Annotated in this window: 22 protein-coding genes and 1 pseudogene; 11 read left to right on the plus strand and 12 right to left on the minus strand. The window is 71.1% G+C overall.

Annotation, left to right across the window (positions count from 1 at the left end):
• Positions 1–16 precede the first annotated feature (16 nt).
• Positions 17–847, plus strand: coding sequence for a dimethylargininase (gene ddaH / locus ACFYT9_RS11435; RefSeq protein ID WP_389162369.1), 831 nt, complete (start codon positions 17–19; stop codon positions 845–847).
• On the opposite strand, the gene ACFYT9_RS11440 is transcribed toward ddaH, so the two are convergent.
• Positions 844–1,833 carry a small ribosomal subunit Rsm22 family protein gene (locus ACFYT9_RS11440; protein WP_376601344.1) on the minus strand — a complete coding sequence of 330 codons (990 nt, stop codon included), beginning with the start codon at positions 1,831–1,833 and terminating at the stop codon, positions 844–846. The genes ddaH and ACFYT9_RS11440 overlap by 4 nt on opposite strands.
• A gap of 74 nt (positions 1,834–1,907) precedes the next feature.
• Positions 1,908–3,185, minus strand: a complete 1,278-nt coding sequence (locus ACFYT9_RS11445; protein WP_389162371.1) for a Bcr/CflA family multidrug efflux MFS transporter — start codon at positions 3,183–3,185, stop codon at positions 1,908–1,910.
• Between the two features lie 78 nt (positions 3,186–3,263).
• Here ACFYT9_RS11445 and ACFYT9_RS11450 point away from each other — a divergent pair, with 78 nt between their 5' ends.
• Positions 3,264–4,259: a Gfo/Idh/MocA family protein gene (locus ACFYT9_RS11450; protein ID WP_389162373.1), complete on the plus strand. Its 996-nt coding sequence runs from the start codon at positions 3,264–3,266 to the stop codon at positions 4,257–4,259.
• Here ACFYT9_RS11450 and ACFYT9_RS11455 read toward each other — a convergent pair.
• Positions 4,246–4,419: pseudogene (locus ACFYT9_RS11455) on the minus strand (alkaline phosphatase); the annotation flags it as partial. The gene ACFYT9_RS11450 and the pseudogene ACFYT9_RS11455 overlap by 14 nt on opposite strands.
• A gap of 231 nt (positions 4,420–4,650) precedes the next feature.
• On the opposite strand from ACFYT9_RS11455, the gene ACFYT9_RS11460 reads away from it, so the two are divergent.
• Positions 4,651–5,394 (plus strand): SDR family oxidoreductase, encoded by a 744-nt coding sequence (locus tag ACFYT9_RS11460; protein ID WP_389162719.1) that lies wholly within the window; start codon positions 4,651–4,653, stop codon positions 5,392–5,394.
• Between the two features lie 4 nt (positions 5,395–5,398).
• Here the strand turns inward: ACFYT9_RS11460 and ACFYT9_RS11465 are convergent, their stop codons facing one another.
• Positions 5,399–5,731, minus strand: coding sequence for a nuclear transport factor 2 family protein (locus ACFYT9_RS11465; RefSeq protein WP_387275334.1), 333 nt, complete (start codon positions 5,729–5,731; stop codon positions 5,399–5,401).
• 150 nt (positions 5,732–5,881) lie between these two features.
• Between ACFYT9_RS11465 and ACFYT9_RS11470 the strand changes: the two genes are divergently transcribed.
• Together ACFYT9_RS11470 and ACFYT9_RS11475 are read left to right on the plus strand one after the other, a co-directional pair.
• On the plus strand, positions 5,882–6,316 hold the full coding sequence (locus ACFYT9_RS11470) for a hypothetical protein (RefSeq protein ID WP_389162375.1): 435 nt from the start codon (positions 5,882–5,884) through the stop codon (positions 6,314–6,316).
• Positions 6,317–6,527: 211 nt separating this feature from the next.
• Entirely contained in the window at positions 6,528–7,718 is a 1,191-nt protein-coding gene (locus ACFYT9_RS11475; RefSeq protein ID WP_389162377.1) for an FG-GAP-like repeat-containing protein, read from the plus strand.
• A gap of 716 nt (positions 7,719–8,434) precedes the next feature.
• Here the strand turns inward: ACFYT9_RS11475 and ACFYT9_RS11480 are convergent.
• Positions 8,435–8,902: a hypothetical protein gene (locus tag ACFYT9_RS11480; RefSeq protein WP_389162379.1), complete on the minus strand. Its 468-nt coding sequence runs from the start codon at positions 8,900–8,902 to the stop codon at positions 8,435–8,437.
• Between the two features lie 363 nt (positions 8,903–9,265).
• Here ACFYT9_RS11480 and ACFYT9_RS11485 point away from each other — a divergent pair, with 363 nt between their 5' ends.
• The 5 genes from ACFYT9_RS11485 to ACFYT9_RS11505 all read left to right on the plus strand — a co-directional run bounded on the left by ACFYT9_RS11485 (position 9,266) and on the right by ACFYT9_RS11505 (position 13,835).
• Positions 9,266–9,871: a hypothetical protein gene (locus tag ACFYT9_RS11485; RefSeq protein WP_389162381.1), complete on the plus strand. Its 606-nt coding sequence runs from the start codon at positions 9,266–9,268 to the stop codon at positions 9,869–9,871.
• Positions 9,872–9,907: 36 nt separating this feature from the next.
• Positions 9,908–10,438: an ImmA/IrrE family metallo-endopeptidase gene (locus tag ACFYT9_RS11490; protein ID WP_389162383.1), complete on the plus strand. Its 531-nt coding sequence runs from the start codon at positions 9,908–9,910 to the stop codon at positions 10,436–10,438.
• Between the two features lie 16 nt (positions 10,439–10,454).
• On the plus strand, positions 10,455–11,645 hold the full coding sequence (locus ACFYT9_RS11495; protein ID WP_389162384.1) for an MAB_1171c family putative transporter: 1,191 nt from the start codon (positions 10,455–10,457) through the stop codon (positions 11,643–11,645).
• Positions 11,642–13,219 carry an amidase family protein gene (locus tag ACFYT9_RS11500; protein ID WP_389162386.1) on the plus strand — a complete coding sequence of 526 codons (1,578 nt, stop codon included), beginning with the start codon at positions 11,642–11,644 and terminating at the stop codon, positions 13,217–13,219. The genes ACFYT9_RS11495 and ACFYT9_RS11500 overlap by 4 nt, the downstream gene beginning before the upstream one ends.
• 154 nt (positions 13,220–13,373) lie before the next feature.
• On the plus strand, positions 13,374–13,835 hold the full coding sequence (locus ACFYT9_RS11505; protein ID WP_389162388.1) for a hypothetical protein: 462 nt from the start codon (positions 13,374–13,376) through the stop codon (positions 13,833–13,835).
• A gap of 36 nt (positions 13,836–13,871) precedes the next feature.
• Here ACFYT9_RS11505 and ACFYT9_RS11510 read toward each other — a convergent pair whose 3' ends face one another.
• The 6 genes from ACFYT9_RS11510 to ACFYT9_RS11535 all read right to left on the minus strand — a co-directional run bounded on the left by ACFYT9_RS11510 (position 13,872) and on the right by ACFYT9_RS11535 (position 18,136).
• Entirely contained in the window at positions 13,872–15,251 is a 1,380-nt protein-coding gene (locus tag ACFYT9_RS11510) for a hypothetical protein (RefSeq protein ID WP_389162390.1), read from the minus strand.
• Positions 15,252–15,432: 181 nt separating this feature from the next.
• The gene (locus ACFYT9_RS11515; RefSeq protein ID WP_389162392.1) at positions 15,433–15,885 is read right to left on the minus strand and encodes a hypothetical protein; all 453 of its coding nucleotides are present in this window, start codon (positions 15,883–15,885) and stop codon (positions 15,433–15,435) included.
• A 55-nt stretch (positions 15,886–15,940) separates the two neighbouring features.
• On the minus strand, positions 15,941–16,270 hold the full coding sequence (locus tag ACFYT9_RS11520; protein ID WP_389162393.1) for a hypothetical protein: 330 nt from the start codon (positions 16,268–16,270) through the stop codon (positions 15,941–15,943).
• A gap of 122 nt (positions 16,271–16,392) precedes the next feature.
• The gene (locus ACFYT9_RS11525; protein ID WP_389162395.1) at positions 16,393–16,698 is read right to left on the minus strand and encodes a hypothetical protein; all 306 of its coding nucleotides are present in this window, start codon (positions 16,696–16,698) and stop codon (positions 16,393–16,395) included.
• A gap of 80 nt (positions 16,699–16,778) precedes the next feature.
• Positions 16,779–17,183, minus strand: a complete 405-nt coding sequence (locus ACFYT9_RS11530; RefSeq protein ID WP_389162397.1) for a hypothetical protein — start codon at positions 17,181–17,183, stop codon at positions 16,779–16,781.
• A gap of 68 nt (positions 17,184–17,251) precedes the next feature.
• Positions 17,252–18,136, minus strand: a complete 885-nt coding sequence (locus ACFYT9_RS11535) for a hypothetical protein (protein WP_389162399.1) — start codon at positions 18,134–18,136, stop codon at positions 17,252–17,254.
• Positions 18,137–18,420: 284 nt separating this feature from the next.
• On the opposite strand from ACFYT9_RS11535, the gene ACFYT9_RS11540 reads away from it, so the two are divergent.
• The gene (locus tag ACFYT9_RS11540) at positions 18,421–18,747 is read left to right on the plus strand and encodes a nucleoside triphosphate pyrophosphohydrolase (RefSeq protein ID WP_389162401.1); all 327 of its coding nucleotides are present in this window, start codon (positions 18,421–18,423) and stop codon (positions 18,745–18,747) included.
• Between the two features lie 71 nt (positions 18,748–18,818).
• Here the strand turns inward: ACFYT9_RS11540 and ACFYT9_RS11545 are convergent, their stop codons facing one another.
• The gene (locus tag ACFYT9_RS11545; RefSeq protein WP_389162403.1) at positions 18,819–20,159 is read right to left on the minus strand and encodes a methyltransferase domain-containing protein; all 1,341 of its coding nucleotides are present in this window, start codon (positions 20,157–20,159) and stop codon (positions 18,819–18,821) included.
• Positions 20,160–20,169: the final 10 nt, after the last annotated feature.

Genomic DNA, 20,169 nt, shown 5'->3' on the forward strand with positions numbered 1-20,169 from the left:
CCGTGAGGAGGCCCGATTGCGCCCCACTCCGCGCGAGTCCTCGCCCCGCCGCTACCTGATGTGCCCACCCGCGCACTTCTCGGTGACGTACTCCATCAACCCGTGGATGGACCCGACGAAACCCGTCGACCTGCCGCTCGCCCTCGCCCAGTGGGAGGACCTGCGCGACCGCTACCTCGCCCTCGGGCACACCGTCGAACTCCTCGACCCCGACCCGGCGCTGCCCGACATGGTCTTCGCGGCGAACGGCGCGACCGTCGTCGGCGGACGGGTCCTCGGCGCCCGGTTCGCCTACCCCGAGCGGACGGCGGAGGCCGAGGCGCACCTCGCCTGGTTCCGCCGGAGCGGCTGGGCGGAGGAGGACCTGTGGCTCCCCCAGCACGTCAACGAGGGCGAGGGCGACTTCGCCGTCACCGCCTCCTGGATCCTGGCCGGTACCGGCTTCCGCTCCAGCCCGCTCTCCCACGGCGAGGCCCAGGAGTTCTTCGGCCGGCCGGTGATCGGCCTGGAGCTGGTGGACCCTCGCTACTACCACCTGGACACGGCGCTGTGCGTCCTCGACGAGGCGGCCGACGAGGTCATGTACTTCCCCGACGCCTTCTCCCCCGGCAGCCGTGCCGTCCTCGCCCGGCTCTTCCCCGACGCCCTCCTGGCCACCGACGAGGACGCGGCGGCGCTCGGTCTCAACGCGGTCAGCGACGGCCGCCACGTGCTGCTCCCGCAGACGGCGACCGGCCTCTTCGCCCCGCTCAGGGCCCGGGGCTTCGACCCCATCGGCATGGACCTGGGCGAACTCCTCAAGGGCGGCGGCAGCGTGAAGTGCTGCACGCAGGAGTTGCGGCCCTAGTCGGTCTCCGGCTCCGGCGGCCAGGAGTCGCCCCACTCGGTGTCACGGGCCCGCTTGTAGAGGGGGCCGTGGCGCTTGGTGACGGTCTCGCGGCCCAGGCCCTCGGGGCCGCAGAGGTCGAGGAGGACGAGCCCCTTGCGGAGCTGCGGCTTGCGGGTGACGCGGGCGGGGGCCGGGATCGCCGGGAACCGGGTGGCGGCGACGTACGCGTACTTCTCGTCCTCGTACGGCAGCGAACCGCCCTTGACCTTGCGGTGCAGCGAGGAGCGGCTGACCCGGGCCGCGAAGTGGCACCAGTCGGTGCCGGGTTCGATCGGGCAGGCGCCGCTGTGCGGGCAGGGCGCGGCGACGGTGAGGCCGGCGTCGATCAGGACGGAGCGGGCGGCGATGATCCGCTCGTAGCCGTCCGGGGTGCCGGGTTCGACGATCACGACGGCTCCGCGCGCGGCCCGGGCCGCCTCGGTGACGAGCGCGGCCCGGTCGGCCTCGGTCAGCTCCTTGAGCACGTACGAGACGGTGACCAGGTCGGTGTCGTCGAGCCGCAGCGCGGTGCCGATCCGTTCGCGCCGCCACGCGACGTCGAGGACCCCCGCGGCCAGCTCTCGGCCGAGGGCGAGCGCGGGCTCGGCCCAGTCGAGGACGGTGGTACGCGGCGGGGCCCCGGCCCACGCCTCGGCGACCGCCCAGCTCGCGGCGCCCGTCCCGCCGCCGACGTCCGTGTGGCTGCCCGGCACCCACCCGGGCGCCGCGTCCCGCAGCGCGCCGAGGGCGGCGCGGGCGGCCTCGAAGGTGGCGGGCATCCGGTAGGCCGCGTACGCGGCCACGTCCGAACGGTCCCGGAGCACGGGCGCGTCGGTGGGGGTCGTGCCCCGGTAGTGCGCGATCAGCCGCTCCACGGCCTTGGCGGTCTGCGAGGGCGGGAGCCCGTCCAGCAGCCCGGCGAGGGCGGCACGCAGGGACTCGGCGGAAGGGGTGGAGACGTTCACCGATCCAGTCTAGGCGTCGCCTCCGCGCCCCCGTTCCGCCTCGAGCCGGGCCCGCCGCACCGGTCCGCCCGGGGTCAGGTGGCCCGGGTGGCGCGCCAGGGGCGGCACAGGAGCAGGAAGCAGGCGAGCGCGGCGGCCGCGCAGGCGAGCTGGACGACGGCCATGGGGACGGCGGTGTGCTCGCCCGCGATGCCGACGAGCGGCGAGGCGATCGCGCCGATGAGGAAGGACGAGGTGCCGAGGAGCGCGGAGGCGGAGCCGGCCGCGTGCGGGGTCCGCATCAGCGCCTGGGCGTTGGTGTTCGGCATGGCCAGGCCCATCGCGGACATGAGGACGAAGAGTCCGGCGGCGATCGGGACGAGGCCGACCTCTCCGAAGACGCCGCTCGTCATCAGGAGCAGCGCCACCGCGGCGAGGAGGATGACGGAGAGGCCCCAGCCGAGCGCCTTGTCGAGGCTGACCCGGCCGACGAGGAGCTTGCCGTTGATCTGGCCGACGGCGACGAGGCCGATGGAGTTGAGCCCGAAGAGGAGGCTGAAGGTCTGGGGGGAGGCGCCGTAGATCTCCTGGACGACGAAGGGGGAGGCGGAGATGTAGGCGAAGAGGGCGGCGAAGGCGAGCCCGCCGGCCAGCATGTAGCCGGTGAAGACGCGGTCGGCGAGGAGGCCGCGCATGGTGCGCAGGGCCTGCCCGACGCCCCCCTGCTGGCGCCGCTCCGGGGGCAGCGTCTCGTGGAGGAAGCGCCAGACGACGACCGTGAGGGCGACGCCGATGAGCGCGAGGACGTGGAAGACGCCCCGCCAGTCGGTGATCCGCATGATCTGGCCGCCGATGAGCGGGGCGATGATCGGCGCGACGCCGGAGATCAGCATGAGGGTGGAGAAGAAGCGGGCCATCTCGACGCCGTCGTACAGGTCGCGGACGACGGCGCGGGCGATGACGATGCCCGCGGCGCCGGCGAGGCCCTGGAGGAGCCGGAAGGCGATGAGCAGCTCCGCGGTGGGCGCGAAGGCGCAGACGGCGGTGGCGAGGACGTAGACGACCATGCCGGCGAGGAGGGGCCTGCGACGGCCCCACTTGTCGCTCATGGGGCCGACGACGAGCTGGCCGAGGGCCATGCCGGCGAGGCACGCGGTGAGGGTGAGCTGCACGGTCGCGGCGGGGGCGGCCAGCGAGCGGGTGACCTCCGGCAGCGCCGGCAGGTACATGTCCATGGACAGAGGGGGAAGGGCGGTGAGCCCGCCGAGGACGAGGGTGACGAGCAGTCCGACCTGTCGGGCGACAGGGGCGGAAGCGGCCGGGGAAGGTCCGGCTATGTTTCCTTGTGTTGTTTTCTGGCCGCTTTCCGGCATCGACTGCTCCGTTTCGTTGAAACCTTGCCTATGCTCTCAGCTCGACCGGACGCGACGAAACTGATGGGGTGGGACGGCATGAGTGACGGCATACGGTGGGGCGTGCTCGCGACCGGCGGGATAGCCGAGCGGTTCGCGACGGATCTCGCGGAGCTGGACGGCGCCGAGGTGGTGGCGGTGGCGTCCCGTACGGAGGCGTCGGCGCGCGCCTTCGCGGACCGGTTCGGGATCGACCGGGCGTACGGCGGCTGGGACGGCCTCTTCGCCGACCCCGAGGTCGACGTGGTGTACGTGGCGACCCCGCACCACGCCCACCGGGAGGCGGCGGGACGCGCCCTGGAGGCGGGCAAGGCCGTCCTGTGCGAGAAGGCGTTCACGCTGAACGCGCGGGAGGCGGAGGAGCTGGTCGCGCTCGCCCGGGACCGCGGCCTCTTCCTCATGGAGGCCATGTGGATGTACTGCAACCCGCTGATCCGGCGCCTCGCCGAGCTGGTCCGGGACGGGGCCGTCGGAGAGGTGCGGACCGTGCAGGCCGACTTCGGGCTCGCCGGCTCCTTCGGCCCCGACCACCGGCTGCGGGACCCCGCGGTCGGCGGCGGGGCCCTGCTCGACCTGGGTGTGTACCCGGTGTCCTTCGCCCACCTGCTGCTCGGCGAGCCGGACTCGGTGCAGGCGCACGCGCGGATCTCCCCCGAGGGCGTCGACCTGAACACGGGCATGCTGCTGGGCTGGGAGTCGGGCGCCTCGGCACTGCTGTCGTGCTCACTGGAGGCGGACACCCCGCTGACCGCCTCGGTGACCGGCACGAAGGGCCGGATCGACGTGCCGCGCGGCTTCTTCTTCCCCGAGCGGTTCACGCTGCACCGCGAGGGCGCCGAGCCGGAGGAGTTCGTGAACACGGACGACCCGCACTCGCTGCGCCACGAGGCCGCCGAGGTGATGCGCTGCCTGCGGGCCGGTGAGACGGAGTCGCCGCTGGTGCCGCTGGACGGCACCCTCGCGGTGATGCGGACGCTCGACGCGGTACGGGACCGCGTCGGCGTCCGCTATCCGCAGGAGCTCACGCGGGCCTGAGGCCCGGATCGCCCGCCACCGTGACGAAGGAGCCCGCGGTGGTGACCGGGGCGCCCGGCGTCGTCACGTACGGGACGGTACGGAAGCCGGCGCGGGCGCTCTCCTCGCCGAGGGCGACCGTGACGTAGCCGCGCCGCCCGTTGACGAACCTCAGGTGCGGGCCGAAGGGGCGCGCGGCGGCGCGGAGTTCCTCGCCATGGGCCGAGGTGTGCTGCGATGCGGGCGCCAGGTGCCCAATCCCTGACGGTCGGTGTCCGCAGGTGTGCGAGGGGCCCGCGATCGCCTTGTCGGGGACAGGTCATCCACGTGTCGGACGGATGAGTTCATGGGGCACGCGTCTGGCGTACGCTGCGCGGCCGGGGGCGACACGGAGCTGGAAGGCGGGTTCGGCATGGGCGTCGCAGTGGTGACGGGAGCGGGTTCGGGCATCGGCCGGAGCGTGGCACGGGCCCTCGCGGAGGCGGGCTGGTCGGTGGCGCTCGCGGGCCGGCGGCTCGCGCCCCTGGAGGAGACGGCCGAGGGCCTGGCACGGGACCGCGTCCTCGCCGTGCCCACGGACGTGACCTCACCGGAGGCGGTGGCGGCCCTCTTCGACGCGGTACGGAACCGCTTCGGCCGCGTCGACCTGCTCTTCAACAACGCGGGGACGTTCGCGGGCGGCGGCACCCCGGTGGAGGAGCTGTCCTACGACACCTGGCGCGCGGTCGTCGACGTCAATCTGACGGGCGCCTTCCTCTGCGCCCAGGCGGCCTTCCGGGCCATGAAGGAGCAGTCCCCGCAGGGCGGCCGCATCATCAACAACGGCTCCATCTCCGCCCATGTGCCGCGCCCGCACTCGATCGCGTACACGGCCACCAAGCACGCGATGACGGGCCTCACCAAGTCGCTGTCCCTGGACGGCCGGCCGTACCGGATCGCCTGCGGCCAGATCGACATCGGCAACGCGGCCACCGAGATGACGGCCCGCATGCAGACCGGCATCCTCCAGGCCAACGGCGAGCTCGCGGCCGAACCGGTGATGGCCGCGGCGGACGTCGCCGCGACCGTCACGCACATGGCGGCCCTCCCCCTGGAGGCGAACGTGCAGTTCGCCACCGTGATGGCCACGACCATGCCCTACGTCGGCCGCGGCTGACGTCTCACTCCGCGGGGGCCTGCCCGGTCTCGAAGCGGGACACCTTCCCGCCCTCGACGGTGAACCGCCAGGCGGTCCGCATGGCCCCCCAGGTGTCGTTGCTGTAGGTGGCGACCAGCGCGAGGCCGGCCTCCCCCTCGCTCTCCACCTCCATCCGCCCGTGCGAGGCGAACACCTCCCGCTCGGTCCACTCCCGCAGGTCCCGCTCGGACCCGTCGTCGGACATGGTCGCGCCGGGTGCGAGCGCGTCGGCGAAGGCCGCCCGGTCGTTCGAGTTCAGCGCGGCGACGAAGGCGCGCACGGCCGGCTCACGGAGCCGTTCCACAGGAAGCGTCATGCCCCAGCCGTACCCGCCGGAGCGCCTCGCGCCCCGCTCCGGCGCCGGGGATGGGCCAGTCGGGCGAGCCCTCCGACAGCCTGCGGCGACCGGGCGGACGCCCCGGGCAGTATCGGGGGCACCAAGCCGCCCGTCCCCGCTGGAGGAGCGATGTCGGAGCACGACCGGATCGTCAGGCTGTACGCGAAGGGGGCCCCGGTCGGGGTCCACGAGGGCATGCTGATCGGCTTCCCCGCCGAACAGCACCGCACCGCCGAGTGGGCGGTCGGCGCGGCCGACGGCGGCTTCCGCCTCACCGTGAAGGGCACCGAGGACCGGGTCACCGCCCCCGGCACCGACCGCACCCCGGCCCTGGTCCGCCCCGACGACACCCCCGCCTCGGTCTGGCGCCTCCAGCGGATCACCCCCGAGGGCGTCACCACCGTCACCGACCTCGCCGCCCTCGGCACCGGCACCTACGTCATCACCCAGAACGGCCTCGCCCTCGGCCGCGACCTCTTCGAGGAGCCCACCCCCGCCCCCAAGCCGGTCGTGATCCGCACCGACGACCGCGAACCCCACTGGACGGTGGAGGTGCTGGCCTGAGCCGTCCGTCTCACCGTCCTGTCCGATCCGGAGGGCGACGGGTTCGGCCTCCTCCGCCCCGTATCCGGCCGGCCACCGGCGGGCGGCCGGTGGCCGCACCCCGCACCACCCTCCGGGGAACCGCTCGGCAGCTGGACGGAGACTGCGGTTACGGTCCTCCTTGCGGTGTGGATCGAAAGCACGGGCGCACCGCGTTCAGGGGAGGAACTCCATGCACAGACCACTTCTTCGGCGCCTGGCCGCGACGGCCGCCGCGCTGGGGCTCACCTCGCTCGGCCTGCTCGGGGCGGGTGCCCCGCCCGCGGAGGCCGCGGTGAACGGCTGCCCTTCGGGGTACTTCTGCGCCCGGCAGTCCGGCGACAGCACCGGCCCGATGTTCAAGACGAACACGAGCAGGGCCACGCTGGGCACCTGGAACGACAAACTCGACACGGTCCAGAACCGCACGTCCATGATCGCCTGTCTCTACGACAATGCGAACTACGGGCGCAACCAGAACTACTACCCCCTGGAGCCCGATCACCGCTACGCCACACACTTCGGCGCGGACGCCTCCTTCAGTTCGGTGAAGCTCGTCCGCACCACCCGCGAGTGCGAGACGACCCCGTACCCCTACTGGTACTCGGAGACCGCGCCCAAGGCCACCGGGTTCGGCGACATGAACGGCGACCGGCGGTCGGACGTCCTCGTCCGGGACGAGGCCGGACGTCTCTGGTTCCTGCCCGGTGACGACAGCGGCAGGCTGGTCGGTACGGGCGGCTGGAACGCCTTCAACGCCCTGGTCCGGCACGGCGACTTCAGTCGGGACGGCCGCGAGGACGTGATCGCCCGCGAGACCGCGACCGGCAAGCTGTGGCTCTACCCCGGCACCGGCACCGGCGGCATCGGCGCCCGCAGGCTCATCGGCGCCGGCGGCTGGAACAGCATGAGCCGGATCACCGCGTTCGGCGACCTGACCGGCGACGCGCGGTCCGACCTGCTCGCCGTGGAGAAGTCCACCGGCAGGCTGTGGCTGTACCCGGGTACGTCCACGGGCACCCTGGGTGCCCGCAAGCTCATCGGCACCGGCGGCTGGAACAGCATGAACGCCCTGACGGGCGTCGGCGACATGAACGGCGACGGCCGGGCCGATCTCTACGCCCGCGAGGCGTCGACCGGCCGCCTCTGGCTCTACCCGGGCAAGCCCGGCGCGCTCGGCTCCCGCGTGCTGGTCGGCAAGGGCGGCTGGAACGCCATGACGACCCTCATCGCCAACGGCGACTGGTCGGGCGACGGCCGGCCGGACCTCCTCGCGATGTCCGAACCCGGCTGGCTGGTCCAGTACCCGGGCACGGGCACGGGCGGCCTCCGGGCGGGCGAGCGGACCAACGGGACCTGGTGGCTCCTGAACGGCGCCTTCTGAGGTGAGGGGCCTCCGCCTCCGGACGGGGGCCCTCGACCCGAGCACAGGCGGCCTCGCGACGGCTGCTTCCGCGGCTGTGCACGTGGCCGCGAGTTCCGGCTCGCCGCGGCACGGACCGGGGTGAGGCGACGCGCACGATTTCACCAGAAGAGGCCACTGGCCTGTGATATCGCAGGTCAGTGGCCTGAGGGGCAGACGAGTCGGGCTGTACGCCGGGGACAGTAGCCAAAACGCTATGACCTGCACGAACACCCTAAGACCGGGGTCTCGTGGCTACTTTCGCGGCTACTTTCGCGGGACAGTCTTGGAACCAGGTGACTGGCGCCGTCTGCCGGATGAACGATGCCGAAGCGTACAGCAGGCCCGGCAGCTCCCATGAACGTCGCCCAGGAGGTCTTCCGAAGGCTTCCGACTCCGGCCCAAGCGTCCAACATGTGGACGGCATGCGTGACCTGCGTCACCCGAAGCCCGCCCCTTTTCGTCCGGCCGGCATTTCCGGGAGCCTTCGGACCCGCCCCTGACGACGTCGCGCCCGCGCGCCGACTATTTCCTGGGAGATTTCGCGCAGGCTATGCCCGCAGGGGGCCTTGCGAATCACTCACCGCCCCAGCCTCGACCGCCCCGCGAGCGGGATGCAGCCACCTGCGCCACCAGCGGCCGGTCAGCCTCGCGCCCGAAGCGATCGCGAGGCGCGGCTGCACGTGAATTCGTACTCGCTATTCGCCGCTCACGGCGGCCCAGACGACGTAACCGTTTTCGTCGCCGCGATATTGGCCGACCTCGTCGGCGATTCGGTTGACGAGGTAGAGGCCGGGCTCGACCTCAGGGCGAGGAAGGGGCTGCCGCTTCTCGCCGACGGAGACCGTGACGTGCGCGCCGTCGAAGGTGATGCGTCCGAGGATGTCGGTGCTGGACCGGTCCCGGGCGGTGATGTCGACGAGTTCGCGGACCACGGAGAGGACGTTCTCGCTCGCCGCGAGAGCCGCGGGTGTGCCCTTGAGGAGTAGCGGGAGGGCTCGGCGGGCGGTGGCGACGGCGCGCTCCATCGCGTCGGCCGGCGCGACGTCCGGCCCCACACAGAAGGCGGCTTCTCGTCCGAGAACGAGCCGCGAGCTCGGCCCCAGTGAGGGCAGCAGCAGCCCGACATCCAAGCCGTGTTCGGCGGCGGAAAGCGTCACGTCCATCCGTCCCATCCCCAAGAGCGGGCCCGCGCGGTCGCGGGGGCCCTGGTCAACTCTCATCCGGAAGGTGCCCGCGTATGCGTCGCAAGCCCCCAGCTCAGAGCAGGGCGGGCAACCTGAGTTCGCAGCGTAGCCGAGAACAAACCGGAGAGTACCGTTCCGATGAACTGAGGTGAACGGGCCCCCTCGGTGTGGGGCGAAATGCCGCGCAGGCGTGCACCCAGGTGAACACACCCCTGGAGCAGGATCGTGGGCACCCCCCTGCCGCGAGCTGCGTCAACCTGAGTTGATAGCCTCCCCAACCGGAACCTGGCGATCCGGTCTGGTTCTCTGAAGTGAGATGAATCTAGGAGGGGAGGTGCCATCGTGACCGATGCCGATAGACAGGAACCACCGGAAGACGACAGCTTCGCGGAGCGGCTCGACTTCCTGTGCACGAACGATCCCCGGGGGCCCTTCAGCAACCCTGAAGTCGTCCGGATGCTCGAAAAGGAGGGCATGCCGGCGCCGTCGGGCACTTACATCTGGCAGCTCCGGACGGGGCGCTCGGACAACCCGACGAAGAAGACCATGGACGCGTTGGCCGACATGTTCGCCGTCCCTCGGGACTACTGGGCGAACGACGCCACCGCCGCGGCCGTCAACGTCATGATCAACCGCTTGAACGGCCTCAAGGCCACGGGGGCTACCCCGGAGCAGTTGCACCGGCAGCTCAAGAGCTTCACCCAGCGCATGAATCAGGGCGTGGACCCGGAGAAGCTGGTGGCGCAGCTGGAGGCGCTGGAGCGCTTCAAATCGGCAGGCGTGAGCACGGCCGACTTGGAGCGGCTGAAGGATGCCCGCGTGACAGGGATCGCGATGCGTGCGGTCGGACTGTCTCCTCAGGGCCTGGATGCGGCTGCGGCCATGATCGAACACGTTCGCCGGCTCGAAGGCTTGCCGCCAGAGCCGTCCGCCTCGGCCGAGATCTGACCGGGGCGCAGCATCACCAGCACAAGGAGCAACCCCATGAGGCGCCGTGCACGTCGCGCCATCAGCGCCGAGGCGATTGCCGTCGATCCGCTGGTTGGCCAGTGTCGCGAGTTCGTTGAGTCTCTGGGCCTCCCCCCGGCGACGAGCGTTCGGGACCTCGTCCCTTTCGTGGAGGCGAAGATCGGCGAACCGATCCACATCGCCCCGCACGAGAAGACCGACGGATCCCTGCCGTGCGGCCTGGTGGTCAGAAGGGGTGAGGGCAACTACATCGGGTACGACCCCGAGACCAGCCCTGCTCACCGCGATCACATCATTGCCCACGAGCTGGCCCACCTCCTCCTGGGCCACCGTGGCGCCGCGCCCGCAGAGGATTTCGACCTGGACCTCCTCGATGACGATCTGCTCGTCACGGTCCTCGGCCGTACCGAATACGACGAGGACCCCGAACGCTGGGCAGAAGCGGTCGGGAGCCTCCTCCAGGCACATGTGCTCACCAGCCGCCCGACCTCCAAGAGCGAGTCGGCGAATCGCATCGCGCGCACTCTCATGCGGCGCGATGCCTGATATGTAAGAGAAAACCTTGAAAGACCTTCTTCACCCGCTTTGCCTGGTCATCGCGGGGAGCGGCTTCCTGCTGCTCCTGCGCGACCTGCGGGCGGGCAGGCGTGACCCAGCACTGACCGCGCTGGCGTTCACGTACTTCTTCTCGGCCCTGAGCTACGCAATCTCGCTGACCCCGGTATGGGTGCGTATCGACGGCTGGCTCGGCGTGACCAACATCGCCGTACCGCTCGCGCAGGGCTGCGTCGTCCTCGTCCTCGGGCTCCAGGCAAGCGTCCTGGCCTTCTGGACGAAGCCGGCCACCGAGGCGGCCCGCCGAGTCCGGTGGCTCATGTCCGGGGCGCTGACGGTCATCGTGGTTATGGCCGTGCTGTTCGCCCTGCTCACGCCCGTGTCGCAGCGGCCGACCGACTTCACGCTGTACTACGCGCACGACCCGGTCTTCCAGACCTATCTGCTGCTGTACATGTGCACCTACACCGCTGCCGAGATCTACCTCGCCCGCGTGTGCTGGAAGTACGCCCGGGAGACCAGCGATCCGTGGATCGCCAGGGGCCTGCGCATCATCGCCGTCGGCGCAGTGATCACCCTGGGGTACAGCGGCATCCGCCTGCTGGCGATCTTCGGTGCGACCTACGGATTCAGCGTCAAGCCGCTGGAGCCGTACGCCTGGATCTGCGGCGATATCGGCGCGACGATCACTCAGATCGGGTACTTCATCCCGCTCGTCGCCCACAAGATCGCCGCCTCCTGGACCGCCCGGAAGGAGCCCCGGCAGTACCGAACGCTGGAGCCGCTGTGGCGTGCGGTGTCCGCCGCCGAGCCCAGCATCGTCCTCGTCGAGCCGGGCTCCGACTCGACGGACGTCTCCTTCCACCTGTACCGCCGGTCCGTCGAGATCCGCGACGCCCAGATCGAGCTTCGGCCGTACCTCGCCCCCGAGGCACGCGCGGCTGCCGAGCAGCAACGGTTCGCGTGGTGGCGCTCGCGCCGCGACCGCGTCGCCGCCGTCACCGCAGCCCAGATCCACGCTGCCCTCGTCCAGCGCCACGAGGGCCCGGTCGAGGCCCCCTCGTCGTACGCCGACGCGGCTCTGGACGCGCTCAACCCTCGCCAGGAACTCGCCCACCTCGTCCGAGTCGCCCGGCACTTCACCGTGCCGGCGCCGCGACCTGAGCCCGCCACCACATCGGGAGCCACCCGCCCGTGAATCGTCGAACCCTGCTCACCGCCGCTGCCACCGGCGTGGCCGCAGCTTCCCTGCCCTCCGTGGCCGTGGCCTCCCCCACCACCAACGTGAAGGACGCCATGAGCCGCACGTCCGCTCTGTACCGTTCCAGCGCCCGCGCGCAGCTCGCCGCTCTCCGGCGGGGCACCGTCACCGCCCGGGAGCTGCTGGACCAGGTCCTCGCGCACCACGCCCAGGTCAACCCGGGCGTGAACGCGGTCGCGACGCTCGACGTCGAGGGCGCCCGCGCCGCCGCCGAGAAGGCCGACCAGTACCTGGCGCGCACCGGGCGGACCCTGGGACCGCTGCACGGCCTGCCGATGACGGTCAAGGACGCGTTGGAGACCGCCGGACTGCGCACGACGTGCGGAAGTCCAGACCTGGCCAGCCATGTTCCCGACCGGGACGCGGACGTCGTCGCGCTCCTGCGGCAGGCTGGGGCCGTCATCGTCGGCAAGACGAACGTGCCGCCGATGTGCCAGGACCTCCAGACCTCCAACAGCCTGTTCGGGACGACCAGCAACCCCTTCTCGTCCGCTCACACCGCTGGTGGCTCTTCCGGGGGTCCGGCCGCCGCCGTCGCCACCGGCATGAGCCCGCTGGAGGTCGGCTCCGACCTCGCCGGATCGCTCCGCCTTCCGGCCGCATACTGCGGTGTGCTCGCGCTCCGTACCTCGCGGAGCTCGTCGCCGATCGTCCCGACCCGCGGGCACATCCCCCGCCCGCCCGGGTGGCTCACCAGCTCGGACATGCTCACCCTCGGGCCGATCGCCCGCGACGCCGACGACCTCGACCTCCTGCTCGACGTCCTCGCCGCGCCCGCGCCCGCCGACCGTGACGCCTGGCGCGTCGACCTGCCCGCGCCGGTCTCGACGACGCTGCGCGGGCAGCGCATCGGTATCTGGGCGGACGACGAGTTCTGCCGCGTGGACACCGCGACCCGCGACCTGCTGGAGCAGGTGGCCCGTGAAGCCCGCGCCGCCGGCGCCGTCCTCGACGAAACGTCCCGGCCCGTCGACTTCGCCAAGAGCAACACCCTGTTCACCCAGCTCATGTACGCCACCTCGTCGGCGACGGCGTCCGACGCCGCGTTCGCCGGAGAGGTCAAGGCCGCCGAGTCCGTTCCCGACGACTCCCCCTCGGCCCTGTACCTGAAGTCGCGGACCATGCGGCACCGCGACTGGGCGCGCGCCGACGAGGAGCGGCAGAAGCTCCGCGCGAAGTGGGCGGCGTACTTCGAGACGCACGACCTGCTGATCACCCCGGCCGCGCCGACGGCCGCTGTCCTGGACCAGACGTCCGTCCCTGCTGCGGACCGGTACATCACGGTGGACGGCGTGCGGCGCAGCTTCTACGACCAGACGAGCTGGATCAACCTGGCCTCCCCGGTCGGCTTGCCGTCGCTCGTGATGCCGGCGGGGAAGAACCGGGACGGTCTGCCGCTGGCGATCCAGATCGTCGGCCCGTATCTGGCCGACCGCAGCGTCATCGCCGCGGCGAAGGCCCTCGGTGCGCTCCTCCCGACCGCGCCGACGGCGCCTGGCCTGCTGGCGTGACGAACTCGGTGTGCCCGTTCCCACGGGGGTGGGACGTGCGCACCGGCTTTCAGGAGGGCCCCGGCACATGCCGGGGCCCTTCCCTGTACTGCGCCGCAGGTCACCAGGGGTGCCGTGGCATGATCGAGCCATGATCAAGGGGTGGGGAAAGACAGTGGCGAGCATTCTGTTCGCCGCCTCGACGATGACCATCGTGACGGCCTGCTCGGAAGCGACGCACGCGACCTCCGGCGACAAGCCCGCTGCCACGCAGCCCGCGGCGAAGGCTCCCGCGAAGCCGGTCACGGCCCAGTGGCGGGAAACGATGGACTGGTGGGCCACGCACGACATCGGCTGCCTCAACGGCAGCTCTGTCGACGAGAACGGCGAGGGCTGCGCCATCCGGCTCCAGGACTACGTCGATGACGTCCGCAAGATCCGTAAGGCGATGAACAACGACCCTGCCGCGCCGAAGGGCTTCTACACGGAGGCGTACGTGATCATTGACCGCATCGAGACGTACGCCGCCACCGCGGCCGACGAGGACGACACTGCCGGGTGGCTCGCTGCCCGCCCGCTCATTTGGATGGAAGGCGGCGACCTCGACGAGTGGATCACCGCCCACCCCGCCCAGTAGCTCTGTGCCGACGAGCAGGCCCTCGTCGGCACAGAGCTAGACCCAGACTTCGTGCTCGTCCCGGTAGTGCGGCCACGGCCTACCCACTTCCTGCGCGCGGAGCAGGTGCTTGATGCCAGCGGCCCAAGTCCCGGGCTTGAGCAGTTCGATGAGATAGCGGTCGATCTCTGACCTGGTGACCTGCAACGTCATCCCCTGGGTCATCTTCAGGCCGCCGGGCAGGAACACTGCCGTCGATTCGTCTTGCTGATGAATTTCCATCACGACCTCGCCGACCTTGAGCGCGGCGCGGCTGCCCGACGGGCGCACCCACCTGGCATCCAGCCCGGCAACCTGCAACAGCCTGGCCAGGACCGGCCCGGAGGTCTCCACGTTGAACGAGACGTAGTCGCCGATGAGCCTCGCGCACAAAGCGGAGTCGAGGCGGTAGCTCGCCCATGGGACGCGCTTCGGATCACCGGCGGCGCTGTCGAGACTGGTGGCGTGCACGTTGTTGTCCAGGCGGTCTCTGGCAATGCCGGCGCTCTGGAGGGCAGCTTGGAGCTGACGATCAGCGGGGCCGCTGTTCTGGTCGGTGATCCCGAGCCGGGAGCACGCAACCTGATCGATGAAGGTCAGCACCCGGGCGCCTGGCAGCGGGGCGGCGAAGACACCATGCTCGGCAGCGTGCTCGGCAGCCGACGGCAGCAGGTCCACGTGAGTGCGCAAGGGGAGATCGAGCTCGTACAGGCGCTCGGCGAGGTTGTCGCCCGGCAGATGGGCACCCTCCAGGACCGCGTCGCGGGCCTGGTTGATCCGCCGGATCTGGGCGCTGCGACGGTTGTTCGGGTTGGTCTTGATCTCCTCGGTGCGCGGCGGGTTCACCTCGTCCCAGATCGTGATGTCCCCGATGCGCAGGCAGTTGGTGAGGTCGTGCAGGAGGGCGAACTGCCCATCCTCCTTGTAGGCCCTCTCGGCTCGGGCTTGCTCGACTGCAAATCCTGCCTTGCCGTGGATCGGGCCGGGAGGGTCGTTGCGGCTGAGGGCGATGATGAAGGGGCGGTGGAACCCAAAGGCTTTCCACGCGAACCCGTCGCCGACCGAGCGGAGCTGGCGGGCCAGCCGTGCACAGAGGTCGTGCTCGAAGAGCCATGTCGCATGCTCGGCAACATCGCGGCCGGACTGGGGCTCGGGGGCCTGCGGGTGCGGCCCCTTGCCCTTCCTGACCCGGTCCGCCGCCCTCTTCAGCTCGCGCCGGTCTCCTTCCACGGCGAGTAGCAGCTCAGCTAGCTCCCGTTGGAACTCGTAGCCGTCCGCCGCTGAGCCGATGGCCCTGAGTTGTTGTATGAGGCGAACAAGCACAGGCTGCATGGCGATATGCCGAGGGTGCCTCAGCATCTCGTCGGGCGTGTAGTGGGCGGCGTCGAGCAGACTCATCGGCCCAGTGTGCCGACGAGAGGGCCGCCGCGCGAGGAGATTGGACATCGGCTCAGATCTCGGACTCGGCGCGTGGTGAAAAGGGCGGGCCCGCTGAGGCCCGGGGCCCGCCCGGCCTGTTCCCGATCGGCCGCCTGCGAGGCGCGGCCGTGTCAGCTCGCTGGGCGTGCTGAGTCAGGGCTCACCACAGGCTGGTCTGACCGGCGTCCTCCAGGGCCTGCCGCTCAGCGTCCGCCTTGGCTGCGGCCTGGTTCTGCCGGAGCAGCGCGAGGAGCGGGGCTTGGGCTCGGGTCTGGGCACGCTTGCGTTCCTGAAGCTCGGCGGAGGTGGCCCAGCGGACCAGAACCTCGTGGTCGGCGAGGCCGGGCTCGTCGGTGAGAACGGTGCACCTGATGTACGGCTGCTCCAGGCGGTGGATGATCTCGCGCATCGTGGCGAACCAGTCCGGGCCGTAGGCCCCGGCGATGACCACGGGCGTGCCGGCGCGGTCAGTGTGCTGCCGGACGGCAAAGCCGTCGGCGTCGTGCCGGCCGGGGTGTCCGTCGCGCTGCTCGGCTTCGGTGAGGCGAAGGTGGGCAAGGCCCCCGTTGGTCAAGTGGGTGGCGATGGTGTGGGAGCGGGTCGTGCGGGACATGGGAGGTCTCCTGGGGCGGGGCCGCCCGCGCAGGGCGGGCGGCCTCGGGTGGGGGTCAGTTGAGGGGCGAACCGGCCTGGTCGAGCAGGGCGTAGTAGTCCGGCGTGGACGGGATGCGGAAGTAGTGGACCTGCTCGGTCGTGCCGGTCGCCGCGACTCGGTGGACCAGGAGTTCACCGCCGTTGCGCTGGGGCCGGTTGCGGGCCGGGACGAGGCTGAAGATGTAGGTGGCGCTGCCGATCTGGCGCTCCCAGGAGATGGCCAGGCGCCAGGCTCGGGGGCGTCCGATGTGCATGCGGAAGCGGTGGCCCGCGATCTCGCGAGGGGCGTGGCGGTCGTGGGTGATGGTGCAGGCGGTGCAGCGCATGGACTCGTACCTGGACATGGGTGCCTTCTGTTCGGGTCGGTGGCCGGTTGCTCTCCGGCCGGGAGACGGCGGCGTACGGGCCGCGAGGATGTGGGCTGTCGGCGGCGGGGGCGCGGGGCGCGCCCCCGAGCGGGGAGGAACTAGGAGGGGTTCTCGACGAGCCAGTTGCGGTAGTCGATCCCCTGCACGACATAGACGTCTTCGCGGTCGGTGACCCAGCCCTTGCCGTCGTGCCATCGCTGCGTGCGCAGGCAGGACATGGGGATGATGCCCTGGTCGCGGATGTCGTCGAGGTTGAGGACGGTTCCGGTCCAGGCGTAGAAGGTGCCGGAGGGGCGCGTGTGGGCGGCGCCGAAGTCGAGCCGGATACGCATGCCGTGGGTAAGGACGATGTCGCCCTGGGCGAGCTCGCTGCTGTTCTTCACGGTGACGTCGGTGGTGGTCATGGCTACCTCTGGTCGTGGTGGGAGTGGTGGGGAGAGTTGCCGGGGCGCGCCGGTTGTGTCGCGCCCCGGTTCGGCGCCGGTCAGGTGGCGAGCGCGGCGTGGGCGTCGGTGTCCCAGTCGGGGAGGGCGATGCCGAGTTCGGCGTAGCGGGCGGCGCGCTTGGCGGCGCGGCGGGGTCCGGAGTGGGTGCAGCCCTTGTGACGGCGGGGCGGGGCGGGGTTCGCTCCGGTGCGCTTGCGCATGTGGCTGGGGAAGACGTCGATGTCCTGGTTGCAGAGCAAGCAGTGCAGGGCCCAGCGGTGTTCGCTGCCGGGGTAGCCGTTGTGGACTCCGGCGCAGCGGGTGCGGGTGCAGCCGTCGGGCTCGTCGACTGGGGAGGTGCGGGTGCGGTAGGCGAGTTCGGTCATCCGCTTCCCGGCGGCGGCGAGGCTGTCGCGGTTGCGGGGGGTGTCGGGCAGGAAGGCTGAGAGGAAGAGCGCGGTCATGGCGCGGGCCTTTCGAGGCTGGAGGTGGGCCCGGGGCGGCTGGTGCGCCCCGGGCGGGAACGGCTGGTTCAGGCCGCGAGGTGGAGCAGGGAGACGGCGGTGTCCTGGTGCCAGTCGGACAGGGAGGCCAAGAGGCGGTTTCGCCACGCGAGGGCGTACCGGGGGCAGTTGGAGCACGTCTTGTGCGTGCAGCCCGGCAGGGGGGCGTGGTGGCGGGCGTTGAAGCTCCAGGCGAGGGAGTCGGAGCTGTAGAGCAGGTGGTGGACCTCGCGGAGGCCGGTGACCTTGAACCCGAAGCCGTGGAGGCGAAGGCCGAGTCCGTGCAGTCGCTCGACGATGCGTACGGCTTCCTTGGTGGACTGGCGGCGGCAGACGGAGCCGAGGCCGACCAGCGGTTCCAGGGTGAGGTCGATGCCCATGGCGGCGTACATGTCGACGCACCGGAGGTAGTCGTCGAGAGTCCAGCCCTGGAGGACGGGCATCCAGGGGAGCTCGTCGTCGCGCCACATCAGGTTGAGGAACGAGGCGACGGTCCGGCTCTGGTGGTCGTAGATGCTCTGGCGGGTCTTGGCGAGGATCTGCGGTTCGCACATCCAGTCTTGGATCGCGGAGCGTTCCAGTTCGCCGACCTCGTCGGCGTACCGGCGGACGGCGGTGGCGTACTGGGCCGGGGGTACCGTCCATTCGCCGTACAGGCTGAGCTCGGTGAAGCCTCCGCTGTCGAGCATCCACGGGGTGCTGGCGCGCGGCAGGGTGCGGCGGGCGGCGAGTCGACGGTGGGAGACGCACAGCGGTACGACCATGCTGCCGCCGAACTCGGGGCGCTCCAGCCATGAGGGCTGGTGGGTGCCGAGGTAGCTCCAGCGGTCGGTCTCGCCGTACTGGCGAAGGGTGCGGCCGGGGTTCACGGGACCGGCGGGGAGGGTGGGGACGGTCACCGCGGGTGCGGGCACGTCGAAGAGGGTTGCGGGATGCACGTGGGTGGCTTTCGCTTCGGGTCGGTGGCCCGGTTGCTCTCCGGGCGGTGTCGGCGGCTGCTCTCCACCAACAAGAAAAATAGTACAGCAGACGTCACCCCTGGTCTAGTCGCCCCGCCTGTGGTCGCCGAGACGCGCCCCTCCGAACGGGTGGGATTGGTGGTTCTCATGGCGAAGATGGAGGCGCCTTCCCTAGGCTGCTGTGGCACGAGGGGCGGCAACTGGGGCCTCCCTGTGGCGATCAGCGCTGGAGAACAGGCGTGAGCAGCAACGTCTTGGAAGGCAAGCTCGTACGGGACCGGATTCCGGAGATCATCCGCGACAACGGCGAGGAGCCGGTCACGTACATCGCGGACCGGAAGGAGTACCGCCAGCGGCTTGAGGCCAAGCTCCTCGAAGAGGTCGACGAGTTCCTTGAGGCCGACGACGAGGCGAAGAAGGGCGAAGCGGCGGACGTTCTTGAAGTGCTGCTGGCCCTCGTCGCCGAAATCGGCGTGGATCCGGCGCAGTTGGAGAAGATCCGGTGCGCCAAGGCGGATGAGCGCGGGGGCTTCGCTGATCGGGTCGTCTGGACAGGCAACCGCTGACCTGCCGCCCGCACCCGGTCGGGCCAGCAGCAGGCCAACGGCAGTGCCGGTAGGACTGGGCTGGGGCGTCCCTACGCCTCAGGCTTCAGCAGGACGGCATGGCATACCCCTGGCAGCGGAAGCATCGGGGCGCCGACGGCGGGGGCAAGCCCTGCTTGGCGGGCGAGGGCCGTGATCTCGTGCGGGTCGATGCCACGCTGGAAGGTCCCCTTGCTCTCGCTGGACCAGAAGCCGTCGTGGTGTGCCGGCCAGCCGCCGTCCGCTGCGGCCTTCGCGATCTCGTCGGGGGAGCGCGTGACGACGACGAGGTGTCCTCCCGGCCGAGCGAAGGAAGCGGCGTCCCTCAGTGCCTGAATCCTCTGCCAGGGGTCCGGCAACACGTTCAGGACGAACATCGAGGTCACCAGGTCGAACCCGGCGCGATCGGGGCGGGGCCAGCCGAACGCCGCGTACGGGTCGAACCCTTCAGCCTCCAGGCCGGCCGCCCGGTAGTGGGCAACGTCTGCGCCACGGCCGCACCCGTGGTCCAGGACAGTCCGGACGCCGAGGGACGCGGCCAGGTACTCGGTGACCGCCCGGGAGGCCGGTGAGGGAGCCTGGCGGCTCATGGCGGTCTTGTGCGGCTGGTACTCCTTCCTCGCTCGGGGAGCGGCGGCGTCCTCGCCGGTGAGGTCGCTCAGGGCGAAAAGCACATCGTCCGGCTCGGCGGCTTCCAGCGTGACGGGCAGTTCCAGCAGGAGGGCGGAGTGGTCGGTGAAGGCGCTGGGGGCGGTCCGCACGGACGCGTCGGCCGTGACGGTCGTCGTGACTGCCAGGTGATCACTGAGGAGCGCGAGGTCGCAGCGGAAGCGGCTGAGCTTGCCCGAGAAGACCCGCTCGAAGGTGAAGGCGGGCACCTCGTCGGCGGTGGTGTCGACGACGCTCGCATCCTGCATCAGGTGCCGCAGCTCCGTGCGCTCGGCCTCGCCGGTGAAAGTGCTGGGGTCGTCGCCGAACATGCCGTCTTCGGGCCGGGGCGCGAGGTTGAAGTCCCCGCAGATCAGCAGCGGTCGCCCCTGCTCGGCGGCAGCCATCTCCCTCAGTTCCGCCAGCTGGGCCGCACGGTTCGTGCTGGTGTAGGCGTCGAGGTGGACTTGCAGCACGACCAGCCACTCCAGCTCGACGCGCTGGACCCACGGCCGCGGTGAGGAGACCTGGGGTCGCAGCAGGTCCTCGCTGACCCACACGGCCAGGCCGCCGTCTCCACCGGCGAAGACAAAGCCGCCGATCGCGGGTGGGGTCCGGTCGACGGGCTTGAACGGTTCCTGCGCGAGGAGGACCTTGACGCGGTGCTCGCGGAGCCACGCGGCGAGGTTCGAGCGGGCGCCGGCGGCGCCGAGTCGCTTGTTGAGGTTGACCGAGGCCAGCAGCACGGGGCGGACT

The sequence above is a fragment of the Streptomyces sp. NPDC004435 genome (genome assembly GCF_042873895.1).
Taxonomy (GTDB): Bacteria; Actinomycetota; Actinomycetes; order Streptomycetales; family Streptomycetaceae; genus Streptomyces.